Origin of the sequence: Janthinobacterium sp. GW456P, assembly GCF_002127655.1 — a bacterium.
Classification (GTDB): Bacteria; Pseudomonadota; Gammaproteobacteria; order Burkholderiales; family Burkholderiaceae_D; genus Janthinobacterium.
Genome location: NZ_NEHB01000016.1, coordinates 15,102 through 27,109, shown reverse-complemented (window position 1 = coordinate 27,109; position 12,008 = coordinate 15,102). Strand labels below are relative to the sequence as shown.

Genomic DNA, 12,008 nt, shown 5'->3' with positions numbered 1-12,008 from the left:
CGTAGACTCCAACTGGTTTTAATTTGAAACCACATAGACATCCATGCGCGACACAACTTCTCCCCTTTCCCCGGCAACGCTTGCCCCCTCCCTCGTCTGGCTGTTTGCCTGTGCCGCCGGCCTCAGCGTGGCCAATGTGTATTACGCCCAGCCCTTGCTCGCCACCCTGGCGCGGGAATTCGGCATGACGGAGGCGGCCAGCGGCATGGTCATCACGGCCACGCAGCTCGGCTGCGCGCTGGCCCTGCTGCTGCTGGTTCCCCTGGGCGACATGCTGAACCGGCGCCGGCTGACCCTGTTCCAGCTGGGCTTGCTAGCCGTCACGCTGGCGGCGCTGGGCTGCGCCCGTTCCACGGCAGCCTTGCTGGGCGGCATGCTGCTGGTGGGCTTGCTAGGCACGGCCATGACGCAAGGCTTGATCGCCTATGCGGCCAGCGCGGCGGCCAGCCATGAGCGGGGTCGGGTCGTCGGCATGGCGCAGGGCGGCGTGGTGATCGGCCTGCTGCTGGCGCGCACCCTGTCCGGCGTGGTGGCCGATCTCGCCGACTGGCGCGCCGTGTATTTTGTCTCCGCAGCCATCGCCTGCGCCCTGCTGTTGCTGCTGTGGCGCAAGCTGCCGCCGGCGCAGGCATCCAGTCAGAAGCTGGCATACGGCGCCCTGCTCGCCTCGATGCTGGAGATGCTGGTGCACAACAAGGTGCTGCGCGTGCGGGGCATGCTGGCCCTGCTGATGTTTGCCGTCTTCAATATTTTCTGGAGTGCTCTGGTGCTGCCCCTGACAGCGCAGGGCTACAGCCATGCGGCCATCGGCGCATTCGGCCTGGTCGGCGTAATCGGCGCGCTGGGCGCGGCGCGTGCGGGCGACATGGCGGACAAAGGCCGCGCGCAGTGGACGACGGGCGCGGCCCTGCTGTTGCTGCTGGCCGCGTGGCTGCCGCTCGGCTTTGCGGGCGCGGCCCTGTGGCCCCTGGTCGTCGGCATCATCGCACTGGACCTGGCGGGCCAGGCCATCCACGTGACGAACCAGAGCCTGATTTTCAAGCAGGACAGCGACGCGCACAGCCGCCTGGTGGCGTGCTACATGCTGTTTTATGCGGTGGGAAGCGGACTCGGTGCGATTGCCGCCACCAGCGTGTATGCGCTGGCGGGCTGGCATGGGGTATGCGCGCTGGGCGCGGCGGTCAGCTTGCTCGCCCTGCTGTTCTGGCGGCTGACCTTGCCTGTTGAAAAAGCTTAGTTCAGCATGGCCGCGGCGGAACCGTGACGATAGGTTTTCAACGCATCGGGCTGGATCTGGATCAGCGAACCGCTGACTTTAATCAGGTGCAAGTCCGTCAGCTGGTGCAGCACGCGCGACAGGGTGGCGGGCGCCAGGTTCAAAAACGATGCCAGTAAGCTTTTCTTCAGGTCCAGCTTGACTTCGTTCGAACGCTGCTGATCCGATGCCTGCAGCAGATACTCGACCACGCGCTGGGTGGCGTTCTGCACGGAGCAGCGCTCCACGTTGCGAATGAAGCCCATCAGGTGGTGCGACAGGCTGTTCATCATCTGGCGCGCAATGCGGGGCGACTGGTCCAGCAGGCGCAGCAGCGCGTGCGGCGGGATGCGCAGCAGCAGGCAGTGCTCGAGCGCTTCGGCGCAGAACGGATACGGTTCATCGAGGAAAATCATGGCTTCGCCGAAGCTCTGGCCCGGGCGGATCAATTCCAGGACCTTGTCGGTCCCTTCCATGGAAAACACGCTCAGCTTGACGAGGCCGAAGACCACCACGTAGGCGCCTTCCGCCACTTCGCCCTTGCGGAACAACACTTTGCCTTTTTCCACTTCGACACGCACGACATCCTGGCGCAATTGCTCTAATTGCGAAGGGGAAATATGACGGAACAGAGCCTGGCTCGATAGCAAGCCATCGACGTTGACCTTATGCATGACACTCTCTTATTAGATTAGCGAATGACTAAGAGTGTAATGCGCAGGCACGGTCAAGGCCATACGTCAAAGGAACTAGGGTTGTCTAGGCCGGAACGCCATGCAGATCAAACAATCGCGCATTCCTTGCGCACTATTTGCGCTTTGTTTGATCTTTATTTGCCTAACTCACGCTCGACCGCATACACGGCGATCTGCACGCGGCTGCTGAGCTTAAGCTTTTTGAGGATGTTTTGCACGTGGATTTTCACCGTGCTTTCGGCCACGTCCAGCTGGCGCGCGATTTCCTTGTTGCTCAGCCCTTGCGCCAGGCACGCCATGGCTTCGCGTTCGCGCGGCGTCAGTTTGTCGTAGTCTTCCTGCGGTGCGTTCTGCCCCGCGCGGAACTGCGACACGAGCTTGGCCGTCATGGCGTCGGCAATCACCGATTCGCCGGCGGCGGCGCGGCAAATGGCCAGGCCCAGCTGCTCGGCTTCTATATTTTTCAACAAATAGCCGCGCGCGCCCGCGCGCAGGGCCGCGCCCAGATCGGCCGCGTTTTCCGACACGGTCAGCATCAGCACCACCATCTGCGGCATGTCCTGCAAGATCAGCTGCAGCGCCTCGACGCCCGTCACGCCGGGCATGTTCAAGTCCATCAGCACCACATCGGGCCGCAGTTCTGCCGTCAGGCGCACGCCGTCAAGCCCGTTCGATGCCTCGCCCACCACCTGGAATTGAGGATTGCGCTGCAATAGCAGCTTGACGCCGCTGCGCAGCAGGGTGTGGTCGTCGACCAGCAGGATTTTGATTGGTGCGTTCACTATGTTTGTTGCCTGATAGGGATGAATCATCTGTTACGCGGCCTGGCGCCGGGCCGCCGGCAGGGCCAGCGAGATCGTCGTGCCGCCGCCGGGCGTGCTGTCGATGGCAAATTGCGCACCGAGCCGCTCGGCCCGCTCCTGCATGATACGCAAGCCGATCTGCAATTCCGTTTTCTTGTCGCGCAGGTTGGCGGCAAAGCCTTCGCCATCGTCGCGTACCTGCAGCGCAAAGTCGCGCCCGTTTTCCACGCGCAGCGCCACGTTGCTGGCCTGCGCGTGCTTGCGGATATTCGACAGCGCTTCCTGCACGATGAACAGAATCTGCAACTGCTGCTCGGGCGCCAGCGGCGCGCCATTGCCGCTCATTTCCAGGCTGCCGGCGACGCCCGTCTGCAGCTCGAACTTGGCCAGCACTTCCGACAGCTTGCTTTCCAGGTCGCTGCCATGCCAGCGCGTGCGGAAATTGACCAGCAATTCGCGCACGTCCTGGTAGCTTTGCTCGACGCCCATGCGCATCAGCGGCAACACTTCGGCCGCCTCGTCGAGCTGGCCCCGGCGCACGGAATCGTCGAGCATCTGCACTTGCAGGCTGATGAAGTTCAGGCTTTGCGCGATACTGTCGTGCAAGCCTTCGGCCAGCAGGCTGCGTTCGCGCGCCACGGCAAATTCCTTCTCGCGCGCGATCAGGCGCTGGTTCTCGATGGCGATGCCCAGGCTCTGGCCCAGGGTTTCCAGCCAGCCCTGCTGCTGCGCATGCACGGCTTGCGGGCGGGCAAAGTGCAGCGAAAAACTGCCCACCACCTGCTCGCGCGCGAGGATGGGAAAAACGGCGATGGCGATAAAACCTTCATCTTGGCAACGGTAGCGCTGCAAGGCTTCGACCTGGCGGAAATCGCGGATCTGAATCACGCCCTGCGCCACGGCCGCGCCGCACAGGCAATCGTTGTTGCGGATACAGTGTTCCTCTTCCACCATGGCGTCGGAAATACCCTCGTGCACGATGATGTGCACGGTGTCCTGCTGCGGATCGAGGATGCGCACGGTGCCGCCTTCGGCCTGCGCGAACTGCATCACGTGGCGCAGGAAGCCACGGCACAGCGCATCGATGGCGTGTTGTCCCGCCAGCAGGGTAGAAATGTCACGCAGGGTGGCCAGCTGGCGTTCCTGCGCGGCGCTCAGGCCCGATGCGGCTTGCGCCAGGCGGCGCTGGCGCCAGCGCGAGGCTGGAAGTTGTTTGCGGGAAGGTTGACTGCGCGGCGCATGCATGAAGAACTCGAATCTGAAAAGTGATACGCCCGGCAAACGCTGCGGCCTGCCGGACAGGTAAAGGTTACAAACGGATCTCGGTGCCGAGCAGCTTGACGAACTGCGCCAGCCAGGCCGGATGGGCGGGCCAGGCCGGGGCCGTGACGAACTGGCCATCGGTGACGGCGTCCGTGACGGCGATATCGGCATACGTGCCGCCCGCCAGTTTCACTTCCGGCGCGCAGGCGGGATAGGCGGAAATACGCTTGCCGCGGATGACGTCGGCGGCGGCCAGCAATTGCGCGCCGTGGCAGACGGCGGCGACGGGCTTGCCCGCCTCGGCGAAATGGCGCACGGCGGCGATGACTTTCTCGTTCAGGCGCAGGTATTCGGGCGCGCGGCCGCCGGCGATCATCACGGCGTCATAGTGGACCGGGTCGATCTCGTCGAAGCTGGCGTTCAGGGTGAACAGGTGGCCCGGCTTTTCCGTGTAAGTCTGGTCACCCTCGAAATCGTGGATGGCCGTCTTGATCGTCTCGCCGCTTTTCTTGCCGGGGCAGACGGCATGCACGGTATGGCCGAGCATCAGCAGGGCCTGGAACGGCACCATCGTTTCATAATCTTCTGCAAAATCGCCGGTCAAAAACAGAATTTTCTTCGCTGCCATTTAGTTCTCCTATGAAAGATTGATTCCGCAAGGCGTATCTTAGCGCGACTTGGTAGCCATACTGGATATTTATCAAACTTTTGCGCCTTGATCGAGGATTTTACAGGCTGAGGCAGAATTTTTTACAGGCTCGCCGGTCAAATCAGGTACACCTCCTTGAAAGGCCGGGCCATGGACAGCAGCACAAACAGCGGCGGCAGCACGCTGATACGTATCTTCGACCATTTCCCCGATGCGGAGCGCGCCCGCATCCGCTTGCTGGCCGAAGGCTTTCCTCCTCACGCCGTACAACTGGACGCGGGCGACGACGAGGCCGGCCCAGTGCAGGGCAATTTTACGGTCGGCAACCGCGACACCATGACCAGCCGGCTGGAACGCGCGATCAACGCCCTGTTCGGCGGCGACAACCATATGTACCGGCGTAACTACGGCAAGACGGCGTTTCGCGGCATGTTCCGCCTCATTGTCGCCGTCAGCGATCCGCAGGAGCAGGAACGGGCGCACGCCATCGTGCAGGCATGCAATGGCTGCGACATCGAACAGCGCACGGCCAGCCACGCGGGCGGCCGGCGCGCCGATGCAGGCACACCGGCGCTGGCGGGCTGACGCCCTCCCCTGCACGGCGAAATTATGGCAAGATCACCGTTCCTTCATTCCACAGCGGAACTTGCCATGATTTTTGAAATTGCCCATATCCAGATCAAATCAGCCACGCATGAGGCCTTCGAAGCGGCCGTAGCGAAAGCCGTGCCCCTGTTCCAGCGCGCGCGCGGCTGCGAATCGATGCGACTGGAGCGCTCGATCGAAAACGGCGACGCCTACCGCCTTGTAGTGGGCTGGACGACCCTGGAAGACCATACCGTGCATTTCCGCGGCAGCGACGACTTCCAGGCCTGGCGCAGCCTGGTCGGCGAATTCTTCGCCGCCCCGCCGCAAGTCGAGCACATGGACACGGTGCTGACGGGATTTTAAGCGGGCGTTTTAAGCGCGGATTTTCAAACATACCCGGGTACAGCCCGCCGCATTTGTCCGCGACTTGGAGCGCGGTTTTGTCGGATTACGCACGGCGTTGCCGCGCTGATCCGACCTACGCCACCCATCCGACCTGCGCCACTCGGCGCTTAGACGGCTGGATGGTGAAACACCTGCCGTAAATATGCGAGGAAGGTTTCATCCTTGCACAGGGTCTTGCCCGGTGAATCCGACAATTTCGCCACGGACTGACCATTGCAGCGCACCAGTTTCATGACGATGTTGAGCGGCGTCAAACCGACGTCGTTGGTGAGGTTGGTGCCGATGCCAAAGCCCGTCATGATGCGGTCGGCGAAGTGCTGGTACAGGGCGAATGCCTTGTCCAGGTCCAGGCCGTCGGAAAACACGAGGCGCTTGGTGTTGGCGTCGATGCGCAGGGCCGCATAGTGGGCCAGCGCCTTCTCGCCCCACTCGACGGGGTCGCCCGAATCGTGGCGCAAGCCGTCGAACAGCTTGGCGAAATACAGGTCGAAGTCGGCCAGGAAGGCATCCATGCCGACCACGTCCGTCAGGGCGATGCCCAAGTCGCCCCGGTATTCCTGCACCCAGTCTTCCAGGGCCGCCTTTTGAAAGTCGCGCAAGCGCACGCCAAACGACTGGAACGATTGCATGTATTCATGCGCCATGGTGCCGATCGGCACGATGCCGAGCTTTTTCGCCAGGTAGACATTCGACGTGCCCTTGAAGTATTCGGGCACTTCGCGTGCCAGCCGTTGCACCACCTCGTCATGCCAGGCACCGGAAAAACGCCGGCGCACGCCAAAGTCCGAGAACTCGAACGGATGCTTGCGCCGCGGCAGCTTGCCGAATTCCTTGACGGCCGCCACTTTCAAGCCCAGGCGGTGGCGCCCTTCGCGCATGGCCGCATCGAGGTCGAAACGGCGGAAATACAGTTCGTTGATAATGTACAGCACGAAAATCTCGAAACCCATCACGTGCACCTGCGGCCCGGCCGCATGCACGAGCAGGGTGTCGCCATCGGTGCTGACGTCGATGAACTTGCGCTGGAAACGGAATACCGTCAAAAAATCGACGAAATCGCTCTTCATGAAGCGCAGCGTGCGCAAATAGGCCAGCTCGTCGTCGGCAAACGACATCGAACACAGGTGGTCGAGCTGTTCTTCCAGCTCATCCTTCAGTTCGGCCAGGGGAAAGGCGGTGGCGTTGCGGCAGACAAATTCGTATTCGGTATGGGTATTCGGATGACCGTGCAGCAAGGCTTGCCACATTGTAAATTTATACAGATCGGTTTCCAGCAAACTGCGCACTATCGGGGTCATGTGTGTTTTCTCCAACTTCCTGAAGCCAGAATAGTACGCCACCGCAAGCATTTCAGCAGGGTTCGCTTGCAGAAAGCGTCAATCGCCTGCGTTGGCCAGCAATTCAGGCACGACGTCGGTGGACGTGGCCAGCCGCGCGCCGCGCTCATGCATGGCAGCCAGGAAATCGCGCTGCTGCGCCGCAAAGCCCGTGACGGGACTCATGCAGTCGGTCAGCAAGACCAGGCGCGACAAGGCCGCCCTGCCTTGCTGCGCTTCCAGGTAATCGGCGATGTGCTCGGTGCTGGCTTTGACGCAATGGCTGCCCGCCTCGCCGGTGACATAAATCTGCTGCGCCGGCAGCAAGGTGTCGAGGAAGGCGCGGTTGAGCTGGGTGGCCGCATCCTGCGCATCGGGCACTTCCGCCATGACGGCCGAGTAATGCTCGGTCCACGGATTGGAACCCTTGCTCAGCTTGGCCACCACTTGCAAGTTGGCCGCTTCCCAGGCGTTGTAGGCGGCGCGCACGGCCGCGTGGATATTCTGGCCCCAGCTGCCGATCTCGCAATGCACGGGCCATACCATCAGCTGGTAGCGTCCCGCCTGCTGCAAGGCGTCGAGGTAGGCCAGCGCGCGCGGCAAGGCGCCGCTGGCGGCGGGCAGGAACAGGCGGTCGCGCACTTGCTGAGCGCTGATCTGCGTAAACGGCGGCACGGCGCCGCCATCGCCCGTGCGCCAGAAGGCGGGGTGGGCGATGTCGTAGCGGTGGTGGGCGTCGAGCGTCACGCTGATCTGCGTCAAGCCGCTTCCCCCTTCGCGGATCAGCTGGGCCACGCGCAGCATGTCCGCGTGGGCGCCGGGCACGGGCAAGGCCGGCGCCGCATCGGGCGGCAGCCAGGTGGCAGGCAAGTCGCAAAAATCGTTTTGCGGGTCGATGACGAGCAAGTGCAGCTGGCGTTTCATGGCGGTCCTCGTGCGTGGCAGGAAGTTGCATGATAATGGCAACATCGCCATCACGCCAATCCGGAGCCCGTCATGCACCATGCCAATCGCAATAACTTGCGCCCGAACAAGTTACTCAACAGCAAATGGACGGCCGTCACGCCCGTCAACAAGGAAAAGCATTTTCTCGTCATCAAGCTGTGCGCCCCGGCCACGCCGGATGAACCGGCCACGCACGTGGAACTGGAAGCCGTGCATTCGGGCCGCGTGCAGATCCTGCCATGGCGCGCGCTGCAGGATGCGGCGCAGTGGCATCAGGGGTGGAAGACATAGCGGCGCCGGCGCCGCTCGACCAGCTTGACGGCCGCCTCGCCCGCTTCCGCCATGGCATCCGCTTCCGTTGTAAACTGGTGGTCAGCCGACACCCTGCGCTTTTTCACCAGGTTCACCCTGTGCATGGGATTGGCGGTAGGGGCATAGATGGCAACATAGGCGCCCCATAGCTTGCAGCCCCGCAAGGGTTCCGCCGTGTAATTCACCTCATAAAAATCAACATACTTTATCGGCACGATGTGCGCTCCAAAAATGACATGGCCGGACAGCTTGTCTCTACGGACTGACGCGGTGAGGGTAAAACCATGCGCTCGCGATTGCTCAGGATACTCAATTCAGCTCTCTTTTTATCACGCGGCACAGGAGAAAAAGGATGAATGACTACATCATCTTCATGCATGACGACACGGAAACACCGATGGACGTCGCCACGTCCGCCTGGGAAGACTACTTCGCCATGCTCAGGGCCAGTGGCCGCTTCTGCGGCGGCAGCTCCATCGGTCCCGGTATCTGCGTGCACCGGTCCGGCCAGGCCAGACCGGTCACGCCACACTTGTCAGGCTATATACGTGTGCAAGCTGAAAGTATAGACGATGCAAAAAAATTGTTAATTGGAAACCCCGTACTGAACGCAGGGGGCACGGTGGAAATTCGCGAACTGCCGCGCGACTGACGCGGCATCGCTGGCCCCTACTTCCCCGCCTCGGCAGCGGGATGCATGGACCAGACGACGCTGAGGATTTTCCATTCGCCGTCGCGCTTGACCATCTGCCACGCTTCCACGCCATAGTTCGACAATTTGTCACCGACAAGGAATTCGTAATCGAAGTTGACCCACGCCACATGGCGGTCCTGGGTGATCTTGACGTTGTAGAATTTTTCTTCCGTGCGCTGCGGTTCGCGCTGGATGAAGTTGGCGAAACCGGCATAGCCGGCCGCCCCGACGCCGTCGAAGTGGACGTCCGTCGTGGCGCGCGTTTTCTTGATGAAAGCATCGTCGGCCGGCGAGGCGAACAGGATATTCGTGTGCAGCATCAGCGACGACAGCCGCTTGACATCCTTGGCGATCAGGGCCGCCTGGAAGTCGGCGACGACTTGCTCGATGGCGCGGATATCCTCGGGCGTAGAGGCGTGGCGGCCCACATGGGGCGGCGCAGGCGGCGCAGCGGGCGCAGTCTGCGCCAGCGCCATGCCTGCCGAAAACAGGGAACAGCCGAACAGTATTGCGCTTGCCAACTTGTGCATGAGGGACTTTCATGGCGAACGGCTCGCCGGCCTGGCACGGGGCGTACCGCCGGCAAGCTTATGTCAACCATGGCAGATTGGCAATCCCTCTTTGGAACTAGAGCGGGGCCAGACTCAGGCAGCCAGGGCCTCGATCGACGCGCGGCCCTTGGCGATCGCGCTGGCGACGGCATCCTCGCCCATGGCCACGCCTTCGGCTTGCACGAACTCGATGTCGGTAATGCCGATGAAGCCCAGCGCCGTGCGCAGATAGGTGCTCAGGTGGTCATACGCGGCACCCGGACCTTCGCTGTAGACGCCGCCGCTGGCCGTGAAAATCACCGCTTTCTTGCCCGTGGCCAGGCCGACGGGACCCGTTGCCGTGTACTGGAAAGTGCGGCCCGCGCGCGCCACGTGATCGATCCACGCCTTCAGGGTCGACGGCACGGAAAAGTTGTACATGGGCGCGGCCAGCACCAGCACGTCGGCGGCCAGCAATTCATCGACCAGGGTATCGGACAGCTGCACCGCCGCTGCCGCCTGCGCGCTGCGCTGCTCGGCCGGCGTGAAGAAGGCGCCCATCACCTCTTCCGTCAGGTGCGGCACCGCTTGCGCGGACAGGTCGCGCTCGACGACGCTGGCACCTTGCGCGGCCAGTTTCGCGACGAATTCGCCCGACAATTGACGCGACAGGGAACCGCTGTTGCGCACGCTGCTATTGATGTATAAAACCTTGCTCATGAAGTGCTCCTGGGAAAACGGGTGACGGGATGGGCCGCATCGCAGCCCTTGCATACAGCATAGTTCAGGTCTACCATCGAGAAAACCATGTAAATATCAATGATTAACATCGAATTTTTAGATAGGGATTTGCCATGAGAGAACCGGGCCAGCCTTCGCTCGACCAGTTGCGCGTGTTCGTCGCCGTCATCGACGCGGGCGGCTTCGCCCACGCGGCGCGCCAGCTGCACCGCACGCAGTCGGTGATCAGCTACACCATCGCCAACCTGGAAGAACAGCTGAATGTGGTGCTGCTCGACCGCGGCAAGCGCAAGCCCACGCTGACGGACGCGGGCAAGGCCCTGCTGGCCGACGCGCGCGCCGTGGCCCTGAAGGTCGATGCCATGCGCGCGCGCGCCAAGGCGCTGGCTGGCGGGCTGGAGGCGGAAGTGTCGGTGGTGGTCGACGTGATGTTCCCCACCTGCGTGCTGGTGCGCGTGCTCGAGGCGTTCCAGGCCCAGTTCCCCACCGTCGCCCTGCGCCTGCGCATCGAAGCCATGGGCGCCGTGGCGCAGCTGGTGATGGATGGCAGCTGCCACATCGGCCTCGGCGGCTGGATGACGGCCACGGCCAGCGTCTTCGAGCGCCTGGCCGTCGGCCACGTGCGCCTGATTCCCGTAGCCGCGCCCAGCCATGCGCTGGCGCAGCTGGAAGGCCCGATTGCGTCCGGCGTGGCGCGCGAACACGTGCAGCTGGTGCTCAGCGACCGCAGCGTGCTGACGGAGGGCCAGGATTTCGGCGTGCTGGGCTTGCGCAACTGGCGCCTGGGCGACCTCGGCTCCAAGCACGCGCTGCTGCGCGCGGGCCTGGGCTGGGGCAACATGCCAGAAGCGATGGTGCGCGAGGATTTGACGGAGGGACGGCTGGTGCACCTGCCGCTGGCCGTCGACAACGGCGAGAATTACCCGATTTACCTGATCCAGCGCGCCGACACGCCGCCGGGCCAGGCGGGCAAGTGGCTGACGGAGCGGTTTGCGGAGCAGTTGCCGCTGCTGCCAGAAGCGGGGTTCTAGATAAGTGAGCGCGAAGGTATGATAGTGGCCCGCGGCGGGAATCTGGCGTCAGACGGGGACGCCGAGTCCCTCAACAGCGCCACCGCAAGGCTGAGTGCCAACGTGTCCGGGGGCTGACCCCAGGGCTTCTAGAAGAACGCGCGGACGGGTATCATGCCGCAGCAAACCCCAAACAAGTGCCGGGGTCAGACCCGACGGGTCTGACCCCGATTTCAGACACAACCTTGAAGAGATTCACATGGCCGGCATCGACGACTTCGTCAACAAGCAAAAACCAGGCGCGCGCTTCGTCATCACGGCGCAGATGCTGCGCATGACGCCGCAGCAGTTCGACTCGCTGGCGCAGGAATGGATGGAAGACGGCGGTCCCGGCTTCGACGTGGCCGGCATCCCGCACCGCGTGGTCGTCGATGGGCAGTTTTATATTGCGCGGCTCACCGTGGCACGCCACGGCGAGCCTGAGTAAAAGCTACTCGACGCCCAGCACGTGCAGGCGGCGGCGCAGGCGCGCCACTTCCTCCGATAAATCAACCACCAGCGCGGCCAGTTCGGCGTTCGCGCCGAACACGGATTCGATTTCGTGCAGGCGGCGCGCGCGCACCAGGTCCAGGCTGGTGAAGCGCCACGCCGTCAGCTGGCCCGCCGGCGGGCCGTCCTGCAGCAGCACGCCCGTCTGCACATGCTGCACCACCCAATCCGGTTCCACCGCGCAGGCGCGCGCCAGTTCTTCCAGGCTCAGGGCACGATCTTCGAGCAATTCGCCAATTACCTTGTTTGTCAT

General features: G+C 63.0%; 17 protein-coding genes. 7 read left to right on the top strand and 10 right to left on the bottom strand.

The window, feature by feature from the left end; all coding sequences use genetic code 11:
* The first annotated feature begins 43 nt into the window (after positions 1 to 43).
* Positions 44 to 1,237: an MFS transporter gene (locus CBW66_RS16335; RefSeq protein WP_086138134.1), complete on the top strand. Its 1,194-nt coding sequence runs from the start codon at positions 44 to 46 to the stop codon at positions 1,235 to 1,237.
* Here CBW66_RS16335 and CBW66_RS16330 read toward each other — a convergent pair.
* The 4 genes from CBW66_RS16330 to CBW66_RS16315 all read right to left on the bottom strand — a co-directional run bounded on the left by CBW66_RS16330 (position 1,234) and on the right by CBW66_RS16315 (position 4,644).
* Positions 1,234 to 1,929 (bottom strand): Crp/Fnr family transcriptional regulator, encoded by a 696-nt coding sequence (locus CBW66_RS16330; protein ID WP_070221800.1) that lies wholly within the window; start codon positions 1,927 to 1,929, stop codon positions 1,234 to 1,236. The two genes, CBW66_RS16335 and CBW66_RS16330, sit on opposite strands and share 4 nt — an antisense overlap.
* Before the next feature lie 155 nt (positions 1,930 to 2,084).
* Positions 2,085 to 2,762 carry a response regulator gene (locus CBW66_RS16325; protein WP_170932976.1) on the bottom strand — a complete coding sequence of 226 codons (678 nt, stop codon included), beginning with the start codon at positions 2,760 to 2,762 and terminating at the stop codon, positions 2,085 to 2,087.
* Between the two features lie 3 nt (positions 2,763 to 2,765).
* On the bottom strand, positions 2,766 to 3,998 hold the full coding sequence (locus CBW66_RS16320; protein WP_086138133.1) for a GAF domain-containing protein: 1,233 nt from the start codon (positions 3,996 to 3,998) through the stop codon (positions 2,766 to 2,768).
* A 64-nt stretch (positions 3,999 to 4,062) separates the two neighbouring features.
* Positions 4,063 to 4,644, bottom strand: a complete 582-nt coding sequence (locus tag CBW66_RS16315; RefSeq protein ID WP_086138132.1) for a DJ-1/PfpI family protein — start codon at positions 4,642 to 4,644, stop codon at positions 4,063 to 4,065.
* A gap of 171 nt (positions 4,645 to 4,815) precedes the next feature.
* Here CBW66_RS16315 and CBW66_RS16310 point away from each other — a divergent pair, with 171 nt between their 5' ends.
* Together CBW66_RS16310 and CBW66_RS16305 are read left to right on the top strand one after the other, a co-directional pair.
* Positions 4,816 to 5,250 carry a hypothetical protein gene (locus tag CBW66_RS16310; RefSeq protein WP_086138131.1) on the top strand — a complete coding sequence of 145 codons (435 nt, stop codon included), beginning with the start codon at positions 4,816 to 4,818 and terminating at the stop codon, positions 5,248 to 5,250.
* A gap of 66 nt (positions 5,251 to 5,316) precedes the next feature.
* A complete protein-coding gene (locus CBW66_RS16305) occupies positions 5,317 to 5,616 on the top strand; it encodes an antibiotic biosynthesis monooxygenase (RefSeq protein ID WP_086138130.1) in 300 nt (99 codons plus the stop codon).
* A gap of 149 nt (positions 5,617 to 5,765) precedes the next feature.
* Here CBW66_RS16305 and pncB read toward each other — a convergent pair whose 3' ends face one another.
* Positions 5,766 to 6,956: a nicotinate phosphoribosyltransferase gene (pncB, locus tag CBW66_RS16300; RefSeq protein WP_086138129.1), complete on the bottom strand. Its 1,191-nt coding sequence runs from the start codon at positions 6,954 to 6,956 to the stop codon at positions 5,766 to 5,768.
* A 78-nt stretch (positions 6,957 to 7,034) separates the two neighbouring features.
* Positions 7,035 to 7,898: a cysteine hydrolase gene (locus tag CBW66_RS16295; protein ID WP_086138128.1), complete on the bottom strand. Its 864-nt coding sequence runs from the start codon at positions 7,896 to 7,898 to the stop codon at positions 7,035 to 7,037.
* Between the two features lie 72 nt (positions 7,899 to 7,970).
* Between CBW66_RS16295 and CBW66_RS16290 the strand changes: the two genes are divergently transcribed.
* Complete coding sequence (locus CBW66_RS16290) at positions 7,971 to 8,210, top strand: TIGR02450 family Trp-rich protein (RefSeq protein ID WP_086138127.1); 240 nt, start codon at positions 7,971 to 7,973, stop codon at positions 8,208 to 8,210.
* Here CBW66_RS16290 and CBW66_RS16285 read toward each other — a convergent pair.
* On the bottom strand, positions 8,192 to 8,446 hold the full coding sequence (locus tag CBW66_RS16285; RefSeq protein ID WP_086138126.1) for a hypothetical protein: 255 nt from the start codon (positions 8,444 to 8,446) through the stop codon (positions 8,192 to 8,194). The genes CBW66_RS16290 and CBW66_RS16285 overlap by 19 nt on opposite strands.
* 137 nt (positions 8,447 to 8,583) lie before the next feature.
* Between CBW66_RS16285 and CBW66_RS16280 the strand changes: the two genes are divergently transcribed.
* Positions 8,584 to 8,883, top strand: a complete 300-nt coding sequence (locus tag CBW66_RS16280) for a hypothetical protein (RefSeq protein ID WP_086138125.1) — start codon at positions 8,584 to 8,586, stop codon at positions 8,881 to 8,883.
* A 17-nt stretch (positions 8,884 to 8,900) separates the two neighbouring features.
* On the opposite strand, the gene CBW66_RS16275 is transcribed toward CBW66_RS16280, so the two are convergent.
* Positions 8,901 to 9,455, bottom strand: coding sequence for a nuclear transport factor 2 family protein (locus CBW66_RS16275; RefSeq protein ID WP_086138124.1), 555 nt, complete (start codon positions 9,453 to 9,455; stop codon positions 8,901 to 8,903).
* A gap of 114 nt (positions 9,456 to 9,569) precedes the next feature.
* On the bottom strand, positions 9,570 to 10,175 hold the full coding sequence (locus CBW66_RS16270; RefSeq protein ID WP_086138123.1) for an FMN-dependent NADH-azoreductase: 606 nt from the start codon (positions 10,173 to 10,175) through the stop codon (positions 9,570 to 9,572).
* Between the two features lie 134 nt (positions 10,176 to 10,309).
* Between CBW66_RS16270 and CBW66_RS16265 the strand changes: the two genes are divergently transcribed.
* Both CBW66_RS16265 and CBW66_RS16260 read left to right on the top strand, forming a co-directional pair.
* Entirely contained in the window at positions 10,310 to 11,227 is a 918-nt protein-coding gene (locus CBW66_RS16265) for a LysR family transcriptional regulator (protein ID WP_086138122.1), read from the top strand.
* Positions 11,228 to 11,465: 238 nt separating this feature from the next.
* Positions 11,466 to 11,693 carry a hypothetical protein gene (locus tag CBW66_RS16260; RefSeq protein ID WP_086138121.1) on the top strand — a complete coding sequence of 76 codons (228 nt, stop codon included), beginning with the start codon at positions 11,466 to 11,468 and terminating at the stop codon, positions 11,691 to 11,693.
* Between the two features lie 3 nt (positions 11,694 to 11,696).
* Here CBW66_RS16260 and CBW66_RS16255 read toward each other — a convergent pair whose 3' ends face one another.
* On the bottom strand, positions 11,697 to 12,008 hold the full coding sequence (locus tag CBW66_RS16255; RefSeq protein ID WP_086138120.1) for a MerR family transcriptional regulator: 312 nt from the start codon (positions 12,006 to 12,008) through the stop codon (positions 11,697 to 11,699).

Bases quoted from the DNA above. Each gene is read 5' to 3' on its own strand.
- CBW66_RS16275 (WP_086138124.1), bottom strand. From the start codon at position 9,455: ATGCACAAGTTGGCAAGCGCAATACTGTTCGGCTGTTCCCTGTTTTCG.
- CBW66_RS16320 (WP_086138133.1), bottom strand. From the start codon at position 3,998: ATGCATGCGCCGCGCAGTCAACCTTCCCGCAAACAACTTCCAGCCTCG.
- CBW66_RS16305 (WP_086138130.1), top strand. From the start codon at position 5,317: ATGATTTTTGAAATTGCCCATATCCAGATCAAATCAGCCACGCATGAG.
- CBW66_RS16270 (WP_086138123.1), bottom strand. From the start codon at position 10,175: ATGAGCAAGGTTTTATACATCAATAGCAGCGTGCGCAACAGCGGTTCC.
- CBW66_RS16295 (WP_086138128.1), bottom strand. From the start codon at position 7,898: ATGAAACGCCAGCTGCACTTGCTCGTCATCGACCCGCAAAACGATTTT.
- CBW66_RS16335 (WP_086138134.1), top strand. From the start codon at position 44: ATGCGCGACACAACTTCTCCCCTTTCCCCGGCAACGCTTGCCCCCTCC.
- CBW66_RS16325 (WP_170932976.1), bottom strand. From the start codon at position 2,762: ATGATTCATCCCTATCAGGCAACAAACATAGTGAACGCACCAATCAAA.
- CBW66_RS16315 (WP_086138132.1), bottom strand. From the start codon at position 4,644: ATGGCAGCGAAGAAAATTCTGTTTTTGACCGGCGATTTTGCAGAAGAT.
- CBW66_RS16260 (WP_086138121.1), top strand. From the start codon at position 11,466: ATGGCCGGCATCGACGACTTCGTCAACAAGCAAAAACCAGGCGCGCGC.
- CBW66_RS16265 (WP_086138122.1), top strand. From the start codon at position 10,310: ATGAGAGAACCGGGCCAGCCTTCGCTCGACCAGTTGCGCGTGTTCGTC.
- CBW66_RS16280 (WP_086138125.1), top strand. From the start codon at position 8,584: ATGAATGACTACATCATCTTCATGCATGACGACACGGAAACACCGATG.
- CBW66_RS16255 (WP_086138120.1), bottom strand. From the start codon at position 12,008: ATGACAAACAAGGTAATTGGCGAATTGCTCGAAGATCGTGCCCTGAGC.
- CBW66_RS16310 (WP_086138131.1), top strand. From the start codon at position 4,816: ATGGACAGCAGCACAAACAGCGGCGGCAGCACGCTGATACGTATCTTC.
- CBW66_RS16290 (WP_086138127.1), top strand. From the start codon at position 7,971: ATGCACCATGCCAATCGCAATAACTTGCGCCCGAACAAGTTACTCAAC.
- CBW66_RS16330 (WP_070221800.1), bottom strand. From the start codon at position 1,929: ATGCATAAGGTCAACGTCGATGGCTTGCTATCGAGCCAGGCTCTGTTC.
- pncB (WP_086138129.1), bottom strand. From the start codon at position 6,956: ATGACCCCGATAGTGCGCAGTTTGCTGGAAACCGATCTGTATAAATTT.